Source organism: Bariatricus massiliensis, assembly GCF_900086725.1.
GTDB lineage: Bacteria > Bacillota > Clostridia > Lachnospirales > Lachnospiraceae > Allocoprococcus > Allocoprococcus massiliensis.
Window position 1 is genome coordinate 878,656 of record NZ_LT574836.1, and the last position, 26,269, is coordinate 904,924.

Here is a 26,269-nt window from a genome sequence, read left to right on the forward strand (position 1 = left end):
TTACCCTCAGTTTTTTCTAAATAATAATTTGAAAAGTTCTTCCCAATTTCCCGCGAAAGGAGAACTGGGTATCTTTAGTTCATTGAAACTTAGTTTTCCATGCTCCATAACTATTTTCATCTTATCTGCCAAACTTATTGCATCATCAGGTTCAACAAATTCTACTTTGCTATAATTTCCAATTGTTTCATACGCATATGCTAAGTCTGAAACAATTATAGGTTTACCCGTTTTTTTGAATTCAATTATAGGCATGCCCCATGTTTCTAATTTTGACATAAAGATAAGACAATTAGCTTTTCCATACAAGTCATACAGGTCTTCTCTTTTTAGCAATCCAGTAAAACATATATTAAAATTATCTTTATATTTATCTACTAATTCTTTTGAGTAGGCGTTTTCAGTACCATCCAATGTAATATAAACTCTAAAGTCATTTATACCAGATTTCACCAATAATTTAGTTGCTTCACACAAAACCTCGAAATTTTTATAATATCTCGGAAAAGATGGATAAACAAATATACATTTATTTTTATCCGACTTATCATTAATTTCACTCACTTCCGGTATAGAAGGCCTTGCTACAATTACATTATTTATTTTAAACATTTTAAGAAATTCTTGTCGAATCCAATCTTGCTGCACAATAACTGCTGCATTCTTCTTGATATTAATTTTATACAAATACTTATAAAATTTGGAAAACAAATAATACTTCCAACCATATTTTGCCTCGCTCAACCTCATTCTATTAAATGGACTGGGATTATGGCAATACACATATTGCCTTTGTGCAACTACATTTGGCGTTATATCGTGAAGTGAAATCCAAATATATACATTAATTGTTTTTGAGAACTTTTTAAAATAAAAGTATTCATAATAAACTCTCTTCAACCAACTTTTTTTTGAATCTGGAAATTCAACTAATCGTATTTTACTCATATATCTATCAAAAATCTCTTTTTTTCCTACTAAAGCAATAATTTCATAAGACTCCGTATATCCTAAATCAATAAGATAATCTAAACAATCATAATATACAGATAAAGCGCCACCATCAATTAAATTTATTCCTGATAAAACAACTACCGGTCTAGTACTAATTTTATTCATTTCTGCTCCATTGTTCTAATTTGATATCATAATGTTTTACAACTCTTCCAGGTGCGCCAACAATTACCGAATAATCTGGGAACACTCCTTTTACAACCGAATTTGCTCCGACTATACATTGTTTTCCCAATTTGGTGCCTGCTTGGATAACCGCACCGTATCCAATAAAACATCCATCACCAATTTCAGTTTCATTTTCAATTAAAGGTTGATCAAGGATATGCTGTCCTATTTGTTGATATGCATGATCACAATTTGTAATCAAAACATTACCTGAAATGGTAACATCTGATCCAATGTGCAAGTTGTTATTATACGAAACAATGTGAAAATTTTGACCTATAGATACATTATTACCAATTGTAATATATGAATTATCATTAACTATTTCAACTCTCAACCCCGGATATATTCTACATTTTTGTCCTAGCTTTAAATTTCTGGGATGTGAAATTAAAATTGGTTTTCCTATATAAGAAAGCCTATCAACTTTACCTAATTTGTATTTATAGAGTAATGCTCTAATCCCCCAAAAATATTTTGCTATATTCATATCACTTATCCCCTTCTAGAAGTACACTTAACCAACTTCTTAGTGAATATTTTATGTATATATCATTTGATATTTCCTGATAATGTTTGGTAAAAAACGGCGATTCTAAGTTAAACTTCCCATCATATATATATATATTCTCTTCCTTATAAAAATCGTAATTGATAACATCAGCATTTGTAGTTATAATTTTCTTTTTAGCACCTAAACATTCCAAAACACGAATGGTTAAACCTGTTTGTCCTGCTTGAGCAGAATCAAGAACACATCTGGACTCAGATAATAACTGAATCATCTTTTCCTCATTAATCGGTGTATAATTAAACTCTGAATACGATGCATTTTTCAATTCAGGGTTAATCAATTTCCGATAAAAATACACCAACCTTGAAGGAAAAAAGAAATATATAAATTGCCTGTTGTAAACACATTCTAATTTTTGGGCCATTTCTTTAACAAATTTGTACTTTTGAGGATGTGCCGTACCCACAAACATTAAATCATATTTAAAATTATCATTCGCCTTTTCACCAATTTGTTCATATTTTCTACAATAAAATAATGGTAAAAAATTAATATCACTGTTATTTTTTACATCTTCACTATCAAATGAATAGCATCTATCAAAGTATTGTTGCAATGATTCTATATAGCTAAAATTTCTCACAGAATCCCATTGATATAAAATAAATTCTGCTTGACTTTGCTTATTTTTCAATTCTATAATCATTTCTTCTGTAAATGATAAAGATTGTCCTGAAATAACTATTACTTTTTCATACTTCTTAGTAGATATAGTTCGCATAATAGTCTGGAAATAATTTTTTATCATATGATCAATCAAATTTCTCTTTATTCTAATAATCGCTTTTACCAAACTGTTTGTACTTGGCCTATCATCAAACCAGTCAACCTCATGCCCCATTTTCCTTAATTCATTGCATATTTGAACTGGATAATCAAAAAAATTGGGTGTAAATAAGAGTATTTTCATTTTTCATTCACCTATTTATTCTTTCTCACAAACATTCCAGTACTTTCCATTTCAGTGAGTGATTTTTCATATCCTGATGTATCTTTCTCTTCTTCCTCGACCCATCTACAAAAATCTTTCAATCCTTCTTCCAATGATATACAACATCTAAAACCTAAAAGTTTTTCTGATTTTGTCACATCTGCAATATTATTGGCAATATCTCCAATTCGAAAATCACCTGTAATGTTTAATTTACTATTGCTTTTATAAGCCTTTTTCAAATATCTTGCTATCTCTAGCACACTAGTAGATTTTCCGCTCCCTAAATTTATTATCTGTGAGTTACTTTCATCACAAAAAATAGATTTCACTACCCCTGCTGCTACATCTTTAACATTAATAAAATCTCTTGTTTCCTTACCATCTTCAAATATATTAATGTCTCTATTCTCTAATAATAGAGAAGAAAAAATGGATAAAATACCTGTATATGGATTTTTTAATGACTGTCCTACTCCATATACATTTTGAAATCTAAAAATAGTATATTCTATTCCAAGCGACGGGCACATTGTTTGTAACATTGTTTCTTGAGCAAACTTTGTAAAAGCGTATAATGAATTTGGTTGAATTTTACTATCCTCTGAAGTTTCCACTGCCTTAGCCTTTGCCCCACAAACATTACAATACATAGTAAAATCACCGGCAAGCATTTTCTGTTTTATTCTAGAACTTGGATATATTACCCCACATTTAGGACATTCATATTTCCCCTCACCATAAACCGCTCTGGAAGAAGCTAATATAACCTTTTTTACATTGTTTTTTTCTCCTAATGAAGAAATCGCTTGCAAAATATTAGAAGTCCCCATTATATTTACTTCGTTATACTGATTTATCCGATACATGGACTGTCCTGTACCAGTTTCTGCTGCCAAATGAATGATAATGTCTTTTCCAATAATAGCCTTCTGAAGAAGAGAATAATCCCGAACATCACCTTTTATAAAATCACATTTATTTTCTATGGATTTGTATAGATATGAGGTACGCCAGTTATTTCCATGAATTTGTTCTATCATTGCATCATATACCGTTACTTCAAATTCCTTGTCCTCATACAATTGTTTTACTATTTCTGCACCTATAAATCCACAACCGCCTGTAATTAATATTTTTTTCATTTTTTCTCCTAGTTTTGATAGCATAATCAACAACCATATTCATTATCAAAAAGAATTTTCTGAATTTTATTACAATTCCCCCATACAGCTATGGAATCATATTCCCTATCGGGATACACCCCATATTCAAGTTTTATCGAATAACCATTCTCAGCAATAAAACGCTCAACTCTATCCGAAAGCTTTTCTGGCTTTCCTGAACAAATATTTATAATACCAGTAATCTTTTTCTGCCCCACCGTAGCTGCAACTTGCGAACAGAAATCATCATAATCTAAAAAATCGTATTGGTTTTGACCAGTAGTGAAAGGAAATTTTTTCTTTCCTTCTAACTGAGCAGTAGTAATTTTAGAAAAAATTGAACTTCCAAATTTGGAATTCCCGACTATATAGTATCCTCGCAACCACTGAAAAATGCATTGATTTTGATTAGCTAATAACTGTACGATATTTCTAAGTGCATCTTTAGCAATTCCATACATATTCATAGGACGACATGGAGTGTTTTCATCAATACTCCCCTCATAATAACCAATTTCATGCATACTGCCCATTACTGCAATTTGTTTTAATCCAGTTTTCATCATACTATTTAACAATTTATAATGTTTTGGTAAATCTTCAATATGTGCATCAGAATTATGTACAAACCCATCCCTCCATGCTAAATGAAGCATCACATCTGGTTCATCAAAATACGAATAGGGATTAACAATATCATACAAATTACAATCTATCCTTTTTGCTCTTTTATCAACAAGGGGTGTTTGTAAATCCGTTGCAATAACACTATGACCATTATCCAATATCCTTTTCACTATCCCTTGTCCCAAATATCCATTTGCTCCTGTTACTAAAATTTTCATGTTTTCTCTCCACTACACTTATATTTATAACTTATCTAATTATTAAATTTCTGGTGAATCATTTTTCAATTGACTTCACCAGAAATTCACTAATTTTCACATTGATCCTTCCTTCCCCAGCACAACCCCCACCGTCTTCAGAAGAATCTTCATATCCTGTCCAATACTCCACTTCTTAATATACTCAGTATCCAGTCTAACAACTTCCTCAAAATCTGTAATCTTGCTCCTGCCGCTGACCTGCCACAAACCAGTAAGCCCCGGTTTAATCGCAAGTCTCGTCCGATGATGTAAATCATACTTCTCCCACTCATCTACAGTCGGAGGGCGTGTCCCAACAAGACTCATATCGCCCTTTAAGACATTCCAAAACTGCGGAAATTCATCCAATGAATAGTCCCGGATAAAATTACCAATTCCTTTTATAATTCTCGGATCATCATCCATTTTGAACATCATGCCATCTTTGATATTATTCTGAGCCATCAATTCCTTTTTCCGCTCTTCGGCATCCATATACATACTACGGAATTTACAAATTTTAAATTTCCGTCCATTCTTTCCAACCCGCCATTGTTTAAAGAAAATTGGGCCCGGCGACTTTATGTAAATAATCGGAGCTACAACAATAAAGATAAGCCCTGTGAGTATCAGTCCTACGATACCACCGGCAATATCCATTGCCCGTTTAAAAAATACCTGCTTGGCAGTAGCCATATTGACACTGCTGGACAGCACCGTATAACCTTCAATTTTTTCAACCACTTGATTCGCCAAATCTTCGCCCAGCCTTGCCAGCTTCAAATGAACCGTAATTCCCATCACAGTACATTTACTGTACAAATCGTCCGGGAATGGAACTTCCATAGGAATACTGAATAGTACTTCGTCCACCCAGTTAGAACGTATAAAATCAAGAATGTGCACCTGATTGCCGGTGACTTCGACGCCTCTATACTGCTCTAGCGCTGCATCTTGCCCTTCCTTCCAGTCAACAACAGCCGCTCCTACAATGTGAAATTCACTATAAGGATTGTTCAGAAAATTGTCGATAGCATCCTTATAATTATCCTTGGATGTGACAAGCACCATTGCTCTTTTGCCAGAAGCAGGACCCTTATGACGTTTTAACCAGTGTTTCAACAAAATCCGTCCCAAATATAATAACACAACTGCAATAAAAGGGAAATACCCCATCGCTAATCTTGAAACTTCTTCTGATGATTTTATAGCAAACAAATAGATAATAATTCCTGCCGTATTTAATGCCACATGTCTTACAGTATCTTTAAATTCTATCCAGTAGCCCCGCCGCAAAATGCCTCCATATCCTCCCATAAAAAAAAACCAGACACAAATCCAGCATTCCCAGCAAAACTGCCACACTACGATAAATCATACTGTGATAAGGAAACTCCAGACCATTCCGGAACATATAGGCAAGCGCAAACGCTACCTGTAGCAATATGAAATCCAACAACATAAAATCCCAGTGTTTCAACCAACTGGATGTAGTTTTTCTGTACATTCTACCCCAACCCTCTTTTTGGTAACATTCATTTATAGTATTCATAAATAGACTCTATATTCTTATAGCCATATACTATATATAAATATATATCTATAAACACTTCTGACACTATACCACATATTGAGCCAAAAGTAAACATCTTGTTACCTTTTCGACATCCATTTCTTTTGCTTATTGGAAACAGTGCTACACCTAACGACACAGCTCAACAATCTTCGCCACAACTTCTTCAATCCCCATATCCGAACTGTCTACCAGCACCGCATCCTCGGCCTTCTTAAGCGGCGCGATTTCCCTGCTCATATCACGGGCATCTCTTTCCTCTATATCCCGGGCGATTTCATCATACTCACATGCAATCCCCTTCTCCAACAATTCCTTATACCTGCGCTTTGCCCGCGTTTCCACACTGGCAGTCAGATACACCTTCACATCTGCATCCGGCAGTACATGTGTCCCAATATCCCGTCCGTCCATAACAACATCTTTCTCACGGGCCAGATTTCTCTGAAGCTCCAGAAGCTTAGCTCTTACTTCCGGAATCCCTGAACTCATAGAAGCCATGCTTCCAACAGCCTCATCCCGAAGCATAGCCGTAATGTTCTCATTGTTCAAATAAATCTGCTGGCTTCCGTTCTCATATCCAATACTGACCTCTGCATCTTCGCACGCGCTGACAATCTTGTCCGTCTCCCCCGGCTTGATCCCCTTCTTCATAAAATGAATAGCAAGCCCCCTGTACATCGCCCCGGTATCTACATAAACAAATCCCTTTTCCTTGGCAACTAATTTCGCTATCGTACTTTTGCCGGCCCCGGACGGCCCATCTATCGCTATATTGTATCCCATATTTTCCCTACCTCCAAAAATAAATCTCTAATTACTCTGCTCCGCCTGCCGCCCTAGCTGCCGCAACCGCAGTGGACCATGCAATCTGCAGGTTGAATCCGCCTGTCAAGGCATCCAAGTCAAGTACCTCCCCTGCAAAATAAATACCTGACGTTACTTTCGATTCCATTGTAGAAGGATTGACCTCTTTAATCTTCACACCGCCCCGGGTGATAATCGCTTCCTTAAAATCCCGGAGTCCCGTAATCGTCATCTCGAAGTGCTTCATAACATACACAAAGTGCCGGCGCTCTTCCCTTGTAATTTCATGCACCTTTTTCTCCGAGTCGATACCGCTAAGCTCTATCATTACAGGAACTAATTTTGCCGGAAACAGTCCCCCGACCGCATTCTTGAACTGTTTGTTATGATTTGCCTCGAACTCCCTCAGTACACGCGCATCCAGCTGCTCTTCTGTGAGAGCCGGCTTCAAATCAATGACTAACCGCAGTTCTTTCCCTTTTTTCAATAATTTCCCTGCATAAGCGCTTGCACTCAGCATCAAGGGACCGCTTACACCGTAATGGGTAAACAGCATCTCTCCAAAATCGTTGTATACTTCTTTCTTCCCGTCATAAATCACTGCCGTTATGTTCCTTAAGGCCAGCCCCTGCAGCTCTGGCACAAACCACTCCTTCGTCTCCATAGGGACAAGGGAAGGCATCAAATCTGTTATGCCGTGTCCCACCGCTTTGGCAAAGCGATATCCGTCTCCGGTAGATCCTGTCGTCTGGTAAGACATCCCTCCCGTGGCGATGATGCACGCATCCCCAGCTACTCTTCTGCCATCATTAAGCAGCAGCTCCGAAAAATGCTTATTCTCTTCAATAACTTCCTTAACACCAGTCTGCAGATGAATCTTCACACCAAGCCTTCTCATCTCCTGCTCAAGTGTCTTGATTACATCCGAGGAGTGGTCGGACTGCGGGAATACTCTGTTCCCCCGCTCTATTTTAAGTTCAAGCCCTAGTTCTTCAAAAAAAGCAATCACGTCCTGATTCGAAAAACTATAAAAGCTGCTGTACATGAATTTTTCATTGCTGGCCATATTGGCAAAGAGCGTTTCCATATCACAGGCATTGGTAATATTGCATCGCCCCTTTCCTGTGATAAATAGCTTTTTCCCTAGCTTTTCATTTTTTTCAAACACATGTACCTCATGCCCGTCCCGCGCTGCAAATATAGAGGCGAACATTCCTGCCGCTCCGCCGCCGATAATTAATATCTTACTCATCTATCCGTCCTTTTCGTCATCCGCATATTTTAATTTCACCGTATCGTTTACCTGATTCAACTCGTCCCGAGAATACACCTGATATTCATCCCAGATATCCTCCAGTTTTTCCAGAGTCTCAATCACTTCATTCTGTTTCTTCATGCATAATGCTACCACCAATGCGTTAATGACACTGAGCGGCGCAACAAGCGAATCAACAATCGAAGCCATGTCGCTCCTTGCTATCAGATTGCAGGATGAATAAAGATTCATAGGAGAATGAACACTGTCGGTCAAGGTAATGACTTTCGCCTTCCGGTTGCTGGCAAATTCGAGAGCCTTCAAAGTCCTCATAGAGTAACGGGGAAAACTGATTCCCACAATGACATCATTTTCATCTATGCGAATCAGCTGCTCAAAAATTTCACTGGAGCTGTTCGTATGCACGCCCACCACATTATCGCATATCAAGTTCAGATAAAAAGTCAGAAAACTGGCAAGCGGAGCGCAGCTCCGGATTCCTACTACATAGACCTTTCTCGCGTTCAAAATGGTATCCACAGCCAAGTCAAAGGCCTGCTGGTCCGTGCTCTCAAGCGTCATTTTTATCTTTTCTATATCAGACTGCAGAACCGTCGCCAGAATCTCGCTCTGAGCAATCCGTCCATAAGCCACCTCCATTCTTTGAATGGAATTCAACTTCGTCCGCACCAGCTCTCCCAGTGCTTTTTGAAATTCCGGATACCCTTTATATCCCAGCTGAGAAGCAAACCGGACAACCGTCGATTCACTGACGCCCACGGCCTCCCCCAGCTTAGCTGCCGTCAAAAAAGCCGCCTTGTCATAGTTTTCACGAATATAATCGGTCAACCTCTTCTGCCCTTTACTCAGCTTTGCATATTTTTCATCTAATCTTGTCAATAACTCGTTCTTGGTGCTCATCATTACCTCCGGCCTCATTAAAATACCCCCAAGCGTCAGCCATTTGGCCAAGCACTTGGAGGTATGCTGCATGGTAAGTTTATTATAACAAAGGAACTTGGCTTTGTGAAGCTTTTTTCACAATTTTTCTTTATTTATCCGGATATAGTCCCGCAGCAATCAGGCCTTTCACTTCATTTACAACCAATTCTTTGTCTTCTTTATAGGTAACGCCGAACCATTTGTCTCTGGAAGTCAGAACCTTGACATTGACCTTGTCCTCCCGCAGAAGATTGCCGATAATTGTGGGGAGTAAATATTCTCCCTTTAAATCCTCTTCGCACTGTCCCGCAAGGAACTGTGCAAATCCGCTCTCCAGTATAGCAAAGAAATCCGGATGAAGCCCCCACATGTTCATAGAGACGGGAGAATCCACATCGATAGGGGTCTCACCTTCTTCTCCAATTACTGCCGCGCCTTCTGCTGTCTTAACAATATTATGAGTCTCTTCTATATCAGTAAGCATATGGTTTGCGTCAACTTTGCAAATTCCTCTTGTGACTCCGCCGTTCTTGCTCAAGGTATTTTTCAGCACAAACCCGACCATGCTGATATTAATCTTACCTTCTTCTGCCTGCACTGTCTTCGTCAGCTCTTTAAAAGCCTCTGTATAGGCTTCTTTTCCATAATAATCATCTGCGTTGATAACAAGAAACGGTTCTTTCACGACGTCTTTACAACATAGAATCGCCTGCCCCGTCCCCCAAGGCTTGGTACGCCCGGCAAATCTTGTCTTATAGGGTTCTGGAATATCATTTACTTCCTGAAACGCATACTCCACCTTCACTTTTTCTGCAATACGGTTTCCGATTATTTCCTTAAAATCCTTCTCTAAATCCCTGCGGATTACAAAAACTACTTTATCGAATCCGGCCTCCATAGCATCATATATGGAGTAGTCCATGATGATTTCTCCGTTAGGCCCTACTGGCTCCAGCTGCTTAATTCCGCCTCCGAACCGGCTGCCGATACCTGCCGCCATCACTACCAGTGCTGCTTTACTCATTCGTTCTTCCTCCCGTTACGTAAATTCATTTTGTAAACATATGTATTAATTATATCATGTCTTTCTTGAAAAAGTAAAGTTCTTAAAAAGAAACACAAAGCAGGCAGAGAAGCCACTCTCTGCCTGCATCAATTTACTTATTACTTTATACTGGATAATTTCCATTCTCTGTGTCTGCGATTGTGGCATCCACTTTTTTCTGCTGTGCTTCTCTGTATTTGAAGAAGTCCGTAGCAACCTGCGGGAACAGCGCATACGTAAGTACATCCTCATCCTGCTGTTTGTACTGCGCCATCTCGCTCTCCAGTGTCTCCATCTCATCCGGAATCAAATCGGCCGGACGGCATGTAATAATCTCGGGATTGTCGCCGAGTACCTTTTTCTTCACTTCTTCGTTAAACGGCTTCACAGTCGCACCATATTTTCCGCTCAAAACATCCTTCGTTTCCTTTGTGGCCATCTTGTAGCGCTCACCCATCAGGACGTTGAACACAGCCTGTGTTCCCACAATCTGTGAGGACGGTGTAACAAGCGGCGGCTCGCCCAGATCCTTACGCACTCTCGGGACCTCTTCCAGAACTTCATAGAATTTGTCTGCCGCTCCCTGCTCTTTCAGCTGGGACGTCAGGTTGGACAACATGCCGCCCGGTACCTGATAGAGCAGTGTCTTGATATTTACACCGAGGTTCTTCGGATTTAACAGACCGCTTTCCAGTGCTTCGTCACGAATCGGACGGAAATAATCGGCGATTTCTGCCAAAAGATTCTGGTCAAATCCTGTGTCATATGGGGTTCCTTTAAACGCTTCGACCATAACCTCTGTGGCCGGCTGGGAGGTGCCCAGCGCAAACGGGGAGATTGCGGTATCTATCACATCCACCCCGGCTTCAACCGCTTTCATGTAAGTCATAGAAGCAACGCCTGACGTATAGTGGGTATGCAGCTGAATCGGTAAATCTACCGCCTCTTTCAACGCGCCGATAAGCTCAGTTGCCTGATACGGAAGAAGCAGTCCTGCCATATCCTTGATACAGATGGAATTTGCGCCCATCTCCTGAATTTTCTTTGCAATATCTACCCAGTACTCCAACGTATAGGCATCACCCAAAGTATAGGACAATGCTACTTGAGCCTCGGCTTTCTCTTTATTTGCGGCCTTGACTGCAGTCTGCAGGTTGCGCAGGTCATTGAGACAGTCAAAAATACGGATGATATCGATCCCATTAGCCACGGATTTCTGTACAAAGTATTCCACAACATCGTCTCCGTAAGGCCGATATCCTAAGATATTCTGCCCACGGAAAAGCATCTGCAGTTTTGTGTTTTTGAATCCGTCACGGAATTTACGTAGTCTGTCCCATGGATCCTCATGCAGAAAACGGAGGGATGCGTCAAAGGTAGCGCCGCCCCAGCACTCTACAGAATGATATCCAACTTTGTCCATTTTATCAACGATAGGAAGCATCTGCTCTGTTGTCATTCGTGTTGCAATCAGGGACTGATGGGCATCACGCAGAACCGTTTCCATAATCTTAATCGGTTTTTTTTCTATTTCTGCCATTCTTTCTTCCTCCATATAAATTATGAGTCATTTTTTAGCTATTCAGCCTAATCTTGAACTTCTGTTGTTACATAACACCGAAAATCGCCATAAATGTTCCGGCTGCTACAGCAGTACCGATAACTCCGGCCACATTCGGTCCCATGGCATGCATGAGAAGGAAGTTCGTCGGGTCGGCTTCAGCGCCCACCTTCTGTGATACACGCGCGGCCATCGGCACAGCGGAAACTCCGGCCGAACCGATCAGCGGATTTACCTTGCCGCCGGTAGCGACACACATAATCTTGCCGAACAGCACACCGGCTGCGGTACCAAACATAAACGCAATCAGCCCCAACGCTACGATTTTCAATGTACTTACATTCAAAAATGCTTCTGCACTTGTGGTTGCCCCTACGGATGTCCCGAGCAGAATTACGACGATGTACATCATCGCATTGGACGCTGTCTCAGTCAGCTGCCGCACTACACCGGACTCTTTAAAGAGATTACCAAGCATCAGCATGCCCACAAGCGGAGCTGTAGTAGGAAGAATCATACACACTACTATTGTTACAATAATCGGGAAAAGAATCTTCTCAAGCTTTGTAACCGGCCGCAGCTGGGCCATCTTTATCTTTCGTTCCTTTTCAGTTGTAAGCAGTTTCATAATCGGCGGCTGTATAATCGGCACCAGCGACATATACGAGTAGGCCGCCACCGCAATGGGGCCGAGCAAGGCTGTCTGCTGCAGCTTTCCTGCAAGGAAGATGGATGTAGGTCCGTCAGCCCCGCCGATAATAGAGATAGCCGCTGCCGCTTTGTCGGAAAAGCCGAGAGCCATAGCTCCAAGATACGCGGCAAAAATACCAAACTGTGCTGCAGCCCCCAAAAGGAAACTCCTCGGGTTGGCTATCAGCGGCCCAAAATCAGTCATTGCTCCGACGCCCATGAAAATCAATGAGGGGAGAATGGCCCATTCATCCAGTTTAAAGAAATAATATAAGAGTCCGCCGGTTCCGTTTGCCGCGTCCTCAGCATGAAGCATGATGTCCGGATAAATATTAACCAGCAGCATACCAAATGCAATCGGCACTAACAGAAGCGGTTCAAACCCATGCCGTATGGCAAGATACAGGAAGCCACATGCAACCAAGATCATAACAAAGTTCCCCCATGTGAGGTTGAAAAATGCAGTCTGATGCACGAGGTTTCCCAAAGTCGTTGTAATATATTCCATGTTATAACCTCCTGTTACGTTAAATGGATGCTGCTATTTAGTTCAATGTCGCCAACACTGCGCCGCCTTCTACCATATCGCCGACTGCCACATCAATACTTGCAACGGTTCCATCTTCCGGAGCTACAACTGGGATTTCCATTTTCATTGCTTCTACAATGACAACAGTATCACCTTTCGATAATTTTTGTCCTACGCTGGCTTCAATCTTAAATACTTTCCCTGCAGCGCCGGCTTCTACCTTAATGCTTCCGGCTCCGGCTGATTTAGGTGCCGCCTTTGGTGCTGCTTTCGGTGCCGCTTTTGGTGCACTGGCTGGTGCGCTCACCGGTGCTGCTCCAGCGCCGTTTTCTTCTACTGTCACATCATATACGTTTCCATTCACTGTAATTGTATAATTTTTCATTTTAAATATCCTCCTGAATTTGAAAATTTATGCATTCCATTTGTTAGATTTTCTTCTCTTTACAGAACGTACCACAAACCCATCTGTGCTGGTTCCTTCATACGCAGCAATTGCCGCCGCGATAACAGCGACCAGCTCAATATCGTCAACTGACTCTTCCACCACTTCAGCGGAAACAGCCGGCCCGGCATCTACCTGTGCCACTTCTGCATTTTTCTGCCTGCCTGATTTATCAAACAAGACGGGAATGTATTTCATCAGGGAAATGATAATGCTCATGAAAATCAATACCACAAATACAGTTCCCATACCAATCAAGGTATTCATTCCTGCTTTTCCCAGAATTTCACTGGGCCCATAATGCGCGTTAATACTGAATGACTCCAGCTTAAGTTTTTCATCAAATGAGAACTCAAGACTTGCCGACCTGTCAGCAAATTCAGCCTCAGTTGATGCAACCACCCCTGTGCTGCTCTCCTTAAATGAAAAATCACCGTGGTCTATATATGCACCGCACTCTTCCAGTGAAGCCTGCCATGCCGCCAATGCCGTCGTAAAAGCATCTGCGTCCATTTTCACGCCTGTCTGACTCTCAAACTGCGCCATCAGGTAGCCCTGATTCCAGTCAGACATACTGTCCACCTGTTCTTCAGTTATGGAGCCATTTTCTACAATTGCAAAAACCTGCTCACATGCAGTCTCCAGAGTGTCCTTATCGTATTTCACCGATTCTTTGCCGCTGCATCCGGTAAAGCTCAGCGCTAGTGCAATGGCACAGACTAATAAACTGATTCTTTTCTTCACTTCGCTTCACCTCGCTAAACTGTTCCGTGTTTTTTAGAAGGACGTTCCTCCCTTTTTGTGAACAACATTTCAAATGCTCCGATAAGATATTTTCTTGTCTCAGAAGCTTCAATAATCGCGTCCACATATCCTCTTCTAGCAGCGGAGAGCGGACTCTCCTGCATTTCTTTATATGATGCAGCCTTTTCTTTTAATGTTGCCGCATCTGCTCCAGCATACATGATTTTCGCTGCCATGTCCGCGTCCATCATACCGATTTCTGCCGTCGGCCATGCATATACCATGTCCGCACCGATCGACTTACTGTTCATCGCAACATAAGCGCTGCCGTATGCTTTGCCCACAATCACATTTACTTTAGGAACAGTTGCATCTGCAAAGGCATAAGTAAGTCTGGCCATCTCTCTTGCCATATTCTTCTCCGCACATTTGGACGCTTCCAATCCATTTACATTAGTTAAAGTAAGTACTGGTATTCCAAAAGCATCACAGAATTGAACGAAACCTGCCGCTTTAATACATCCTTTAACGGACAGAGAGCCATCAAAGGATTCTGCTTCTTTTCCTTCTTCATCATATACTTTTGTCCGGTTCGCTACTGCACCCACAGTCATGCCATTCAGGCGTATGAAACCGGTCACCATGTCTTTTGCATATTCTTTTTTCGTTTCAAAGAAACTGTTGTTGTCTGAAATCATTGAGAGGGCAATTGATGTATCCTCAACAGCGTTTGCTAAATCTGCGCAGACTCTGTTCAAATCATCTGTACATTCTTCATAAGAATCATTATCCTCATTGTTCGCCGGAAGCATGCATACCAAGGAGCGGATTTGCTCCAGAATCTCTTCCTCTGTGCCGACACCATCTACGAGTCCGCTGTTGGCGCTCTGGAATTCTGCCGAAGATGTATCACATTTTTTGATATCGTTGCCCGGAATTGCATTCGGAGAATTCAAGAATAACTTAGCCTTTGAACTTTCCATGAAAGCAAAATCTGCGATAGCTGGAACTAAAGCAAGTCCACCTCCGCATGTACCAAAGATTGCGGTGATCTGGGGAATCACACCGGAAGCCAAGGTTTGTTTAAGGTAAAGGCCGCCAAATCCTGCCAATGCGTCCGTAGCTTCCTGAAGCCTAAGACCTGCACAGTCCACAAGACCGATTACCGGGGCGCCCATTTTCATTGCCATGTCGTAAATAGCGGCGATTTTTTTTGCATGCATCTCGCCAACCGCTCCGCCCAAAACGGATGCGTCCTGACTGTACACGTATACAAGGTTACCGTCAATGACTCCGTAACCCGTGATAACGCCGTCTGCCGGAGTTTCTTTCTCCTGCATGCCGAAATCTGTGGCTCTGGCTGTCACCGCGCCTCCGATTTCAACAAAACTGCCCGCATCAAGTAAAGTGGCAATTCTTATACTTGCCGGGTTTGCTGCTGTTGTGTTACTCATAAATCTAGCCCTCCATTTTCTATATTTTATAAGTTAAACCAAATTTTCTGCCGATTATATTATACTTATATTTAGAAAAAACTGCAACTGTTTTTCATAATATTTGTTAATTATTTCACAGCACTTTTATATCTTAATAAATTAATTTTTCCATAATAATTTGTGAAATTTCCATAAATTTAGTTGTTTTTTTTGTGCAATATATCATTTTGAATTTTTGTCACAATTATAACATTGTACTTTAGTCTATTTTGTGCTAGAATAAATCTCACGGGGATTAATATCACAAGAAGGAGGTTTTTCTGATGATGCAGTCGGACTGGTATAGTAAAACGTCTGACATGGCATGAATAATCAATGAAAGATAATGGGTAAACTTTCTTGATTACATATTGTTATGAGTGCGGATCAGTTGGTATGTCAGTAATAAATCTTTGCAGTCTTGATATTGTACAGATTCATATCATTATTTATCAAGGCAGATTTTGGGGATTATTGTTCATGCCAAGTTTATGGCAGCACATTATTAAAATTCGTTTACTACAACTAAATATCAGCCTGACAATAACTCAGCTTTTCAACCAATCTTGATATATCCCTGAGAGAGATGGTTGGTAAACCAAAAGAAAAAAACTTATTGGAGGGTAATTTTTATGGAACAGGCAAAAAAGAGAAAATATCCTATCGGTTTTTATGTCTGCTGTATCGCATATACGTTTGAACGTTTTGCATACTACGGATCAAAACCACTTTTGCTTCTCTTCTTAACAAAGTCAATTGAAGAAGGCGGTCTCGGAATTGACGCAGTAACAGCAGCACCTATTGCTGCACTTTTAGTATCACTTACATATATCGCACCTATCTTTGGTGGATATATTTGCGACCGTTGGATTGGAGCCCGTTTTGCAGTATCCGCTGGATGTCTGATTATGGGACTTGGTTACTTTATCGGCTGGAAATCAACCAGTATCCCGATGGTTTATGCGATGATTATCATTATTTCTATTGGTACAGCATTCTTCAAAGGTAATCTGGCTGCTATTATCGGTCGTATGTTCGACGATCAGGATTTACTGGACTCTGCTTTCTCAGTACAGTATTCTTTCGTTAACATTGGTTCCTTCTTTGGTTCTATGATTTGTGCTACACTTTACATGACCACATTCAAACAGGGTCAGGCACTTGGTTTCCGTCAGGTATTCTTCCTGTGCGGTGTACTTGTAATTATCGGTGGTATCTTATTTACTTTAAGCTACGGCTTACTGCAAGGACAGGGTATCAAACCGTTTAAGTACTTAACAGATACTCAGGGTAACGTAATCGGCGAAGAGAAGAAAGAGAAGAAAGAGAAATCTACAGCTCCTCTTACAAAACAGGAAAAGAAAGGTGTTTGGGCTATCATCCTTGTATCCTTCATTTCCATCATCTTCTGGCTGGCTTACTATCAGCAGGATTTGGCTTTAACATTGTATTTGGAAGACTTTATCAACAGAGATATCGGTTCCTTTACACTGTCTCCTGCTCACTTGACAACTACATGGAACGGTCTGTTATGTATCTTCCTCAGTCTTGCAGCTGCTAAGCTTTGGGCAAAACTCGCTAAGAGACCTCAGGGCGACATGACAATGTTCCACAAGATCACACTTGCTTTCGTATTCCTTGGATTAGCTTATGTAATGTTAATTATTACAGAGGTTATGAGAGGTGTCGGCGCTCCTGATACAGTTAAAGGAAGCGTATGGCCAATCTTTATCTTCGGTATCTTACTTACAATCGGTGAGATTTGCTTCTCTCCACTTGGAAACTCTTTCGTAAGTAAGTTTGCTCCGAAAAAATACTTATCACTTTTGATGGGTGTTTGGACATTTGCTACATTCTGTGCTTCACAGATCAACGGACAGACAATGAAAGTTGTTGCTAAGCTTGGTAACTTCACAATCTTTGTTACTTTCGCTATCGTTGCTTTCGTTTGTGCAGTAGCTATGTACTTCCTGAGCAAGCCTCTCAACAAACTTGTTGAAGAAAAAGATAACACAAAATAATTCTTATCTGTTATAATTAAATACAAAGGTTTACCACGCAAAAGGCTGATGATTTGATAATCATCAGCCTTTATTCTTTTAGTTAATTTGAACTATGGTTTGAACTCCGGTATAGAATGTGGTACAATATACATAGAAAGTTTTTCCTGCAGGCATTATAAATTGTAGGAACTTTACAAATTAATCAATACACATTGAAGGAGGTTTTTGAAATGACTGTTGTAGCTGAAAGAGTTGCAAAACTTCGCTCTTTGATGGCAGAAAAAGGAATTGACGCTTATGTCGTACCTACTGCTGATTTCCATCAGAGTGAATATGTTGGGGAACATTTCAAAGCAAGAAAATTTATTACAGGATTCAGTGGTTCTTACGGAACAGCTGTAATCGCAAAAGATGATGCCGGACTTTGGACAGACGGCCGCTATTTCTTTCAGGCTGAAAATGAATTAAAAGGAAGCGGAATCCGTTTAATGAAGATGTTTGTAGGTGATACACCATCTGTTACAGAATATTTGGCAGACACTATCCCGGAGGGTGGAAAAGTTGCATTTGACGGACGTGTTCTCTCCATGGGCGAAGGTCAGGAATATGAAGAAGCGCTTGCTGCCAAAAATATTGCCATAGATTTTTCCGAAGATTTGATCGATCAGATTTGGGAAGACAGACCAGCGCTTTCCGATAAGCCAGCGTTTTTCCTCGAAGAAAAGTACTCTGGTGAAAGCACTGCTTCCAAGTTAAACCGTGTCCGTGAGGTCATGAAAGAAAACGGCGCAACAGTACATATTATCGCTTCACTTGATGATGTTTGCTGGCTGCTTAATGTTCGTGGTGATGATATTGATTTCTTCCCACTGCTTCTCTCCTATGCAATCGTAAAGATGGACGGTGTAGAATTGTATGTGGATGATACTAAGCTCAATGACCAGATTCACGAAGAACTGGCTAAAAATAACGTAACTATCCATCCGTACAACGATATTTATGAGGATATCAAGAAGCTTTGCTCATGTGAGACTGCTTTGATCGACCCTATGAAAATGAATTACGCGCTCTACAAAAACATTCCATGCAGCACTGTAGAAGCCGCTAATCCTACTATCTTGATGAAAGCCATGAAGAATCCGGTTGAGCTGGAAAACATCCGCAAAGCTCACATCAAGGATGGTGTAGCAATCACCAAATTCATGCACTGGGTAAAAACTCGTTATGATAAAGAAACTATCACCGAGCTCAGTTCAGCTGACAAGTTAACAAGCCTGCGTAAAGAGCAGGAAGGCTACATTCGTGACAGCTTCGAACCATTGTGCGCATACAAAGATCACGCTGCGATGATGCATTACTCACCCTGCGAAGAATCCGATGTAAAGTTGGAAGCAGGAGCATTTTTCTTGAACGATACAGGCGGCGGTTACTACGAAGGATCTACCGATATCACAAGAACATTCGTACTCGGCTCAGTTGACGACCAGATGAAGAAATACTTTACAGCTGTTGTACGAGCGATGATGAATCTGTCCCGTGCAAAATTCCTTTATGGATGCTACGGTTACAATCTCGACGTTTTAGCCAGAGGGCCTATTTGGGATTTAGATCTCGATTTCCAATGCGGTACAGGCCACGGCGTAGGTTATCTTGCAAACGTTCACGAACCGCCTACAGGTTTCAGATGGTACGTTGTCCCAAGTAAGAACGAACATCATCAGTTAGAAGAAGGCATGGTAATCACAGATGAACCAGGTATTTACGAAGACGGCCAGTTCGGTATCCGTATCGAAAACGAATTCATCGTACAAAAAGGCGTCCAGAACAAATACGGCCAGTTCATGCATTTCGAAACAATCACATTCGCTCCAATCGATTTGGACGGAATCGACCCAGAAGAAATGAGCAAGACCGAAAGAGAATGGCTCAATAATTACCACAAAGATGTATATGAAAAGATTTCTCCATACTTAAATGATGAAGAAAAAGAATGGCTTAAAGGATACACTAGAGCAATCTAGTAGTATTGGGGACAGGTCCCAACGCGTTGGGACCTGTCCCCTTCTACAATTCTTTTAATATTCTGATAATTTCATTTTTTGAAATTTCTACTTTTGAATTGACAAATTCTATGAATTCTTTTCTGAGTGCCGGTGTATGAATCAGCATATGCCCAGACTCGATATTTTGCATTTTTATAAACACCCTTATATAATATTTAACAACTTCAACTTTTTGTATTTTCATATCTTCTTCCAAATCCATAATAATCGCGTTCTTCCGCCGCTCTGCCAGCGTTTTATTTCTACTCATTATTCCAAATTTCTTATTGTACATCAGCATGGCTCTTCGATGTATAATATCACACTGCTGGTTGATATACTCTAATTTACTGCTATACGGGTACTCTCCTTTTTTCACAACAATCCCCGCTTTCACCGGGTTATCATGAATATACAAAAAACATGTCCAGAAATATATCTCGTCTTCTACAGGCTCACTTTTATATCTACCTTGAAAAACATGTCCGACTCTATCCCTGTTAAAATTGTAATAAAGAGCATACGTTGTCTCAATTTCTTTCATGAATTTGGAAACATACTCCAAATCCCCTCTCAGAAGAAAATGTGCATGATTCAACATGATACAATAGGCATATACCTCTACCTTCTCCCCAGTTCTTATCTCACTTTCTTCTATGATACGCATAAATTTTCTTTTGTCTCTATGCGTCTTAAACACCGTCTCCTTATTATTTCCTCTAATCATAACATGGTACATTTTAGTCGCACTTACACTACGACCGGTCCTTGGCATCAGCATCACACTCCTCTACTCTATATTGGATAAACTAGGTAATTTTTAGGATAAATAAGAAACACGAATCGTCAGATTATTTTCAGAATTGTAGTCAGGGACGGGTCCCAACGCGTTGGGACCTGTCCCCTTTGACCCTTTGATTTTTTACATAAACATATTTGTAGTACCTACATAACGAATTCCGTCTTCAAAAACTCGTTTCCCGCCCAAGGTTACTAATTTGACGTGATTTAGTCTGGTGATATCTTTGCTCAAATCTCCTTCGACCACAAGAATATCTGCATCCAGTCCTTCTTCCACTAGGCCTCTTTCCTTTTCGAAACCAAGCACTTTTGCAGGGTTGGATGTAGCTGTCTGGATTGCCTGTACAGGGGTTATTCCATATTCTACCATATACTGCAGCTCTCTGGGAAGGGGTAACAGTGGAGAACCGTAGACAACCATATCGGTACCTGCCAATACAGTCACACCAGTATCATAGAATTTCTTAAAATTATCACGATACGCCTTGTAGGCAGGTTCAAAATATTCCCAATTAGCCATTTCCTTCTGCATAACTGGGTCATTCAATGGTTTGCCAGCACATTCCTCCATATTCTTTTTTGTAACATCGTATAAATATGTATACGCCATAATGGTCGGTGTCCAAGCCAGCCCTTTTTCTGCCATCTGCTGTACTTGCTCGTAAGTTAAAAATGTACCATGTTCAATTGTATCAAATCCGGCATCAATACTCATCTGAATCCCCGGTTGCGTGCCTGCGTGAATTCCGCATTTAATGCCTCTTCGGTGACATTCGTCAACAGCCGCATCCAATTCCTCCTGCGTATATTCCGGAATATGACTGCGATGTGTCGTCAAAATCTTAATCCATTCCGCCCCGTCCCGGATCTGTCTGCGGATTTCCTTACGAATCTCCCACGGACCGTCAACCTGTGCGATATCGTCATCCCACCCATGGCCGCCAGTCATACACATTCCATTGTCCACATGTGTGATTCTCGGTACGGTCACAAATCCTTTGTCTGCAGCCATTTTTATAGTAGCGCAGAGCTTCCGAGCTGATGTCATATCCCGCATACTAGTGATTCCACGCTCAAATCCCGCCTGTGCATGCTGCAAGGCAAATAATGTGATAAGCTGATCATTATAATTAAAACTGTCCGGCTGTGAAAACCAGTATCCGAGGTGAACATGCATGTCACACAATCCCGGAAGAATAGTGGCGTCACCATAATCTTTCACCTCTTCTTCCGGAAATTCTCTCACCAGCACTTCCCTATCCCCTACTTTTTTAATCTTTCCATCCTCACCGGTCACAACTGCCTTGCCTTCAAGAACTGTCTTACCGTCTCCTGTTATCAAGTATTTTGCACAAATAATCATAGTCATTTCCCCCTTTGGAATTTTGTACCTTTTCTAGACTAAAGTATAGCATTTTTAGGAAAGAATATCCACCGGTTTTTGTTAATAATTAATCAAAAAACAACGTTGGGGACAGGTCCCAACGCGTTCGGACCTGTCCCCATCGCACTTATCGTATTATTTTTGATTCCTGAATTGTACTGGAGTCATATTATACGCTTTTTTGAAGAGTCTGTTAAAATGTTCTACGTTTTGATAGCCGACCGACAATGCGATATTTTCTACGGTCATGCTGCTGCTTTTCAGCAGTGCTCTTGCTTTTTTCATACGGACTTTTTTTACAATATCGCCGAAAGTCATCCCTGATTTTTCTTTGATATACTTGGACAAGTATGGTTTAGAGAGGAAGAACTTTTCAGACAAATCATCGAGGGATACATCCAGATAATTAGCCTGAATGTAATTCATAATCTCAATGAGACGTTCGTCCTTAACCTCGTCTACGTTTTCAATCTCTTCTATCTTGTTGACCGCCACGCACAGTGCCTCGATAGAAGCGCGGATTATGTCGGCATCGATTCCTACGCCCCAGTAGCTCTTACCGTTGCAGATAACCCCAACGTAAGCACATGCTTTGGAGGAGGAGCCTCTGGTCAGGGAATGCTCTTCATAGAAAGTGAGTTCATAGCTGATATTGAAATACTGTTTAATGGCATTGCTCACTGCGTCCAGACGTCCATTGCCTGATGCGGTAATCACCCGTTTTGCATTGCCATGGGAAAGTGTGGCGGACGCCATGATTCCGTCGTCCTGTTTAAAGTGGCACTCATCAACCGTAAATACACCCTTCTTATTCACATAGTTGTCTTCGAAAATATGATATACCCACTCCGGTGTCAGCTCCTTATGAGCCTTGTCAGAAACGTCTTTGACAAGATATCCCACTTCCTCACGCATCTTCTCCGGAAGGCTGATTCCGTAGCTCTGCTTCAATATGTAATTCACGCCGCCCTTGCCGGACTGGCTGTTAATACGGATGACATCCTTGTCATACGTCCTTCCCACATCCTTGGGATCAATTGGAAGATAAGGCACCGTCCACTTATCACATTGCCTTTCCTCCCTCCACGCCATGCCTTTGGCAATTGCATCCTGATGGGAGCCGGAAAATGCCGTAAAGACCAAATCACCGGCATATGGCTGGCGCTCGTTTACGTGCATCCTTGTAAGGCGCTCATACGTCTGCCGAATCTGCATCATATTAGAAAAATCCAATTTCGGGTCGACCCCATGAGAAAACATATTCATTGCCAATGTGATAATATCCACATTGCCGGTACGCTCTCCATTGCCGAACAGCGTCCCCTCAATCCGCTCTGCACCTGCCAATATTCCCAATTCGGCTGTGGCCACCCCGCTCCCCCTGTCATTATGAGGATGCAGACAAAGCACTACTCCATCTCTATAGTTTAATTCCTTATCAATATATTCCACCTGACTCGCAAATACATGAGGCATCGCATTTTCCACCGTGGTAGGTATATTAATGATCGCCTTCCTATCCGGAGTAGGTTTCCATACATCCAGAACCGCGTTGCAGACATCCACCGCGTAGTCCACCTCAGTTCCCGGGAAACTTTCCGGACTGTATTGGAATGTAAAATTGCCGTCCGTCTCATCCGCCAGCTTCTTTAAAAGCTCGGCCCCGGCCACGGCAATCTCTTTAATCTCCTCTTTACTCTTTCTAAACACTTGCTCACGCTGCGCCACAGAGGTTGAGTTGTAAAGATGGACAACCGCGTGGGGCGCCCCCTCCACCGCCTCAAAGGTCTTCTTAATAATATGCTCCCTAGCCTGAGTGAGCACCTGCACCGTCACGTCATCCGGTATCATATTCTTTTCAATCAACGTTCTCATAAAACGGTATTCCGTCTCGGACGCTGCCGGAAATCCCACCTCGATTTCCTTGAAGCCCACATCCACAAGCAGCTGGAAAAATTCCAGTTTTTCCTCCAGACTCATAGGCTCGATCAACGCCTGATTACCGTCCCTCAAATCAACACTGCACCAGATAGGCGCTTTTTCAATGTAGTCCTTTTTCACCCAGTCATAAGTCACTTTCGGCGGCATAAAATACTGTCTTTCATACTTTTGGTAATTTTCCATAATCCTTCGCTCCCTTATATATACAAGACCATAAAATTCTATCAACTTTCTTGTCTTATTTTATTCTACTTTCCTATCCTATCACATCTCTCATAGAAAAAAAAGTGATAATTTTAAGCAATGTTATTGATTTATTTTAACAAAAAATCACATGCCGAAAAATCCAGCCAATATGTAATCACCTTACTAAAATACCACTTCACCGTCTTTTCCTCAACGTCCGAGCAGGCTACCAGCGGATATCCTTTCAGCTGCCTTTCTCCAAGATAATATGTCACAGTTCCCACCAATTCCCCCTCCGCTACAGGCGCCGTCAGTGTGTTGTCCTCTGTTACACTTATCTTCACCTCCTCCTGATCGCCCAGCAGCACTTGCAGCTCAGTATCCTCCGTATCCAGACGCACCTTTGCCACAGACTGGCCCGACAGGCTTCCGTCCGAAGCGATGCCGTTCTCCACCGGAATATCCGCAATCTCAGGCTCCTGCCACACATCCCGGTATTCATAGTGCTCCAGACCGTAGGCCATCAGTTTCTTGGTATCCGTCCACTTATAATTCTTATTGTTGGGCCAGCCACAGGCCAAAAGAGCCACCGCAAATGTTTTCCCATCCTTGCGCAGCGCTCCCACATAACAATAACCGGCATCCCCTGTAAATCCGGTTTTCCCGGAAATAGCTCCCTCCATCATGGACAGAAAAAGATTGTGGTTATTGCACGAAAAGCTTCGTTTCCCCTCAGTATCATTGAAAGAGTACGATGCAGTCTGAGTGATTTTTAGAAACTCCTCCGCCTTCGGCGATTTTGCGACACAATAGCTCATAATCATAGCCAAATCCACGGCAGATATACTGTGGGTGCCGCCTTCATCCGAGGCGTCCAGACCGTTAGGCGATACAAAATGGGCATCACTGCATCCAATCTCCTTTGCCTTCGCATTCATTTTCTCCGCAAACTCCGGCACAGAACCTGCAATGTGCTCGGCAATCGCAACGGCACTGTCATTATGAGACTCTAACATCAGGGAATATAGAAGGTCCCCCAAGACAAACTGCTCTCCCTCCCTCATCCCCAAGTGTACCTTGGGCTGAGATGCTGCCTCCCCGGACGCCGTCACAACATCTTCAAGATTCCCTTCCTCCAGCGCCAGAATACAAGTCATAATCTTAGTAGTGCTGGCCATGGGCCTCATCGTATTCCCGTCTTTTGCAATCAAGACCCTGCCGCTGTCCGCATCCATGAGAACCGCCGATTTGGCATAAAGCTCTCCCAAATCCTCCGGTATCATATTTCCCAGCTCGTCATGAGCGTCCTGTGTCCCTCCGTCATCTGTTATTCCGGCCCCGGATTCTTCAGCCAGAAGAGTAGCTCCTGTCCCGCCCGCAGCCAGAGACGCAGCCAAAAAAAATGCCAGAATCCAGCCATACCGCTTACCTTGGCCTATTCCTGACATTTGCTTTCTATCTTTTCTTCGAATCTTCATATATGCCCAACCCCTGTCCTTAAATACTCACATAATCTATCCTATGAGAAGACAGTGCCGACTATTCCGTGAAATACTTTAAATATCCAGCTTGAGCTGAGCCTCATCCTCAGCCTCCTCTTTAAAGCTCTCCATCCTCTCCGGGTCGATTCCCGGAAGCTCATCCAGAGACTGTACACTGAAACGCCTGAGAAATTCCTCTGTAGTACCGAACAAAAGCGGCCGCCCCGGCGCATCCAACCGCCCGACCTCACACACAAGCCCATACTCTATCAGCTTATTAACAGCATGGTCCGACTTCACACCACGGATTTTTTCAATCTCAAGACGGGTGACCGGCTGCTTATACGCAATGATAGACAGTGTTTCCAGCATCACGTCTGTAAGCACATATTTCTTCGGCTGCTTTGCCACTTTAATCAGATATTCATACATATCCTGCTTTGTACACATCTGAAAGGAATTCTCCAACTCAATTATCTTAATTCCCCGCTCTTCCGCATCATAGCGGTCCATCATATTATGTATGATTTTTTTCGTCGTCTCCACATCATGCTCTATCGCGGCGGCAATCACCTCAACCTCCACAGAATCGCCCATTGTGAAAAGAATCGCCTCTATGATGCTCTCCAATCGCTTGATTTCCATA

The 26,269-nt window shown here is 41.7% G+C and carries 23 protein-coding genes; 2 read left to right on the forward strand and 21 right to left on the reverse strand.

Annotated elements, in window-relative coordinates; translation table 11 throughout:
• Positions 1–6: 6 nt before the first annotated feature.
• The 16 genes from BN6465_RS05800 to BN6465_RS05870 all read right to left on the reverse strand — a co-directional run bounded on the left by BN6465_RS05800 (position 7) and on the right by BN6465_RS05870 (position 15,764).
• On the reverse strand, positions 7–1,119 hold the full coding sequence (locus BN6465_RS05800; RefSeq protein ID WP_066732563.1) for a glycosyltransferase: 1,113 nt from the start codon (positions 1,117–1,119) through the stop codon (positions 7–9).
• On the reverse strand, positions 1,112–1,672 hold the full coding sequence (locus tag BN6465_RS05805; protein ID WP_066732565.1) for an acyltransferase: 561 nt from the start codon (positions 1,670–1,672) through the stop codon (positions 1,112–1,114). Before BN6465_RS05805 ends, BN6465_RS05800 begins: the two co-directional genes overlap by 8 nt.
• Position 1,673: 1 nt before the next feature.
• Positions 1,674–2,666 (reverse strand): CgeB family protein, encoded by a 993-nt coding sequence (locus BN6465_RS05810; protein WP_066732567.1) that lies wholly within the window; start codon positions 2,664–2,666, stop codon positions 1,674–1,676.
• A gap of 11 nt (positions 2,667–2,677) precedes the next feature.
• The gene (locus BN6465_RS05815; RefSeq protein WP_066732569.1) at positions 2,678–3,832 is read right to left on the reverse strand and encodes an NAD-dependent epimerase/dehydratase family protein; all 1,155 of its coding nucleotides are present in this window, start codon (positions 3,830–3,832) and stop codon (positions 2,678–2,680) included.
• A gap of 26 nt (positions 3,833–3,858) precedes the next feature.
• Positions 3,859–4,698: an NAD-dependent epimerase/dehydratase family protein gene (locus BN6465_RS05820; protein ID WP_066732571.1), complete on the reverse strand. Its 840-nt coding sequence runs from the start codon at positions 4,696–4,698 to the stop codon at positions 3,859–3,861.
• 96 nt (positions 4,699–4,794) lie between these two features.
• Entirely contained in the window at positions 4,795–6,036 is a 1,242-nt protein-coding gene (locus BN6465_RS05825) for a sugar transferase (protein ID WP_330384748.1), read from the reverse strand.
• Entirely contained in the window at positions 5,987–6,226 is a 240-nt protein-coding gene (locus BN6465_RS21770; protein WP_330384759.1) for a hypothetical protein, read from the reverse strand. Before BN6465_RS21770 ends, BN6465_RS05825 begins: the two co-directional genes overlap by 50 nt.
• Positions 6,227–6,421: 195 nt before the next feature.
• Positions 6,422–7,078, reverse strand: a complete 657-nt coding sequence (gene cmk / locus BN6465_RS05830; RefSeq protein ID WP_066732573.1) for a (d)CMP kinase — start codon at positions 7,076–7,078, stop codon at positions 6,422–6,424.
• Between the two features lie 31 nt (positions 7,079–7,109).
• The gene (locus tag BN6465_RS05835; RefSeq protein ID WP_066732575.1) at positions 7,110–8,351 is read right to left on the reverse strand and encodes a BaiN/RdsA family NAD(P)/FAD-dependent oxidoreductase; all 1,242 of its coding nucleotides are present in this window, start codon (positions 8,349–8,351) and stop codon (positions 7,110–7,112) included.
• Positions 8,352–9,275: a MurR/RpiR family transcriptional regulator gene (locus BN6465_RS05840; protein WP_066732823.1), complete on the reverse strand. Its 924-nt coding sequence runs from the start codon at positions 9,273–9,275 to the stop codon at positions 8,352–8,354.
• Positions 9,276–9,405: 130 nt separating this feature from the next.
• Positions 9,406–10,320: a nucleotidyltransferase family protein gene (locus BN6465_RS05845; RefSeq protein ID WP_066732577.1), complete on the reverse strand. Its 915-nt coding sequence runs from the start codon at positions 10,318–10,320 to the stop codon at positions 9,406–9,408.
• A gap of 145 nt (positions 10,321–10,465) precedes the next feature.
• Entirely contained in the window at positions 10,466–11,881 is a 1,416-nt protein-coding gene (locus tag BN6465_RS05850) for an oxaloacetate decarboxylase subunit alpha (RefSeq protein WP_066732579.1), read from the reverse strand.
• 67 nt (positions 11,882–11,948) lie between these two features.
• Positions 11,949–13,100 (reverse strand): sodium ion-translocating decarboxylase subunit beta, encoded by a 1,152-nt coding sequence (locus BN6465_RS05855; protein ID WP_066732581.1) that lies wholly within the window; start codon positions 13,098–13,100, stop codon positions 11,949–11,951.
• Positions 13,101–13,137: 37 nt separating this feature from the next.
• Positions 13,138–13,506 carry a biotin/lipoyl-containing protein gene (locus tag BN6465_RS05860; RefSeq protein ID WP_066732582.1) on the reverse strand — a complete coding sequence of 123 codons (369 nt, stop codon included), beginning with the start codon at positions 13,504–13,506 and terminating at the stop codon, positions 13,138–13,140.
• Between the two features lie 27 nt (positions 13,507–13,533).
• A complete protein-coding gene (locus tag BN6465_RS05865) occupies positions 13,534–14,310 on the reverse strand; it encodes an OadG family transporter subunit (protein ID WP_066732584.1) in 777 nt (258 codons plus the stop codon).
• A gap of 14 nt (positions 14,311–14,324) precedes the next feature.
• The gene (locus BN6465_RS05870; RefSeq protein ID WP_066732586.1) at positions 14,325–15,764 is read right to left on the reverse strand and encodes an acyl-CoA carboxylase subunit beta; all 1,440 of its coding nucleotides are present in this window, start codon (positions 15,762–15,764) and stop codon (positions 14,325–14,327) included.
• A 653-nt stretch (positions 15,765–16,417) separates the two neighbouring features.
• On the opposite strand from BN6465_RS05870, the gene BN6465_RS05875 reads away from it, so the two are divergent.
• Both BN6465_RS05875 and BN6465_RS05880 read left to right on the forward strand, forming a co-directional pair.
• Positions 16,418–17,806 (forward strand): peptide MFS transporter, encoded by a 1,389-nt coding sequence (locus BN6465_RS05875; RefSeq protein ID WP_066732588.1) that lies wholly within the window; start codon positions 16,418–16,420, stop codon positions 17,804–17,806.
• 212 nt (positions 17,807–18,018) lie between these two features.
• The gene (locus BN6465_RS05880; protein WP_066732589.1) at positions 18,019–19,809 is read left to right on the forward strand and encodes an aminopeptidase P family N-terminal domain-containing protein; all 1,791 of its coding nucleotides are present in this window, start codon (positions 18,019–18,021) and stop codon (positions 19,807–19,809) included.
• 43 nt (positions 19,810–19,852) lie between these two features.
• Here the strand turns inward: BN6465_RS05880 and BN6465_RS05885 are convergent, their stop codons facing one another.
• The 5 genes from BN6465_RS05885 to scpB all read right to left on the reverse strand — a co-directional run bounded on the left by BN6465_RS05885 (position 19,853) and on the right by scpB (position 26,268).
• Entirely contained in the window at positions 19,853–20,611 is a 759-nt protein-coding gene (locus BN6465_RS05885; protein WP_082891596.1) for a transposase, read from the reverse strand.
• A 141-nt stretch (positions 20,612–20,752) separates the two neighbouring features.
• Positions 20,753–21,994 carry an amidohydrolase family protein gene (locus tag BN6465_RS05890; protein ID WP_066732592.1) on the reverse strand — a complete coding sequence of 414 codons (1,242 nt, stop codon included), beginning with the start codon at positions 21,992–21,994 and terminating at the stop codon, positions 20,753–20,755.
• Positions 21,995–22,150: 156 nt separating this feature from the next.
• Positions 22,151–24,139 (reverse strand): 2-isopropylmalate synthase, encoded by a 1,989-nt coding sequence (locus BN6465_RS05895; protein WP_066732593.1) that lies wholly within the window; start codon positions 24,137–24,139, stop codon positions 22,151–22,153.
• Positions 24,140–24,270: 131 nt separating this feature from the next.
• A complete protein-coding gene (locus BN6465_RS05900) occupies positions 24,271–25,620 on the reverse strand; it encodes a D-alanyl-D-alanine carboxypeptidase family protein (RefSeq protein ID WP_066732596.1) in 1,350 nt (449 codons plus the stop codon).
• Between the two features lie 78 nt (positions 25,621–25,698).
• Positions 25,699–26,268: an SMC-Scp complex subunit ScpB gene (scpB, locus tag BN6465_RS05905; RefSeq protein ID WP_066732598.1), complete on the reverse strand. Its 570-nt coding sequence runs from the start codon at positions 26,266–26,268 to the stop codon at positions 25,699–25,701.
• Position 26,269: the final 1 nt, after the last annotated feature.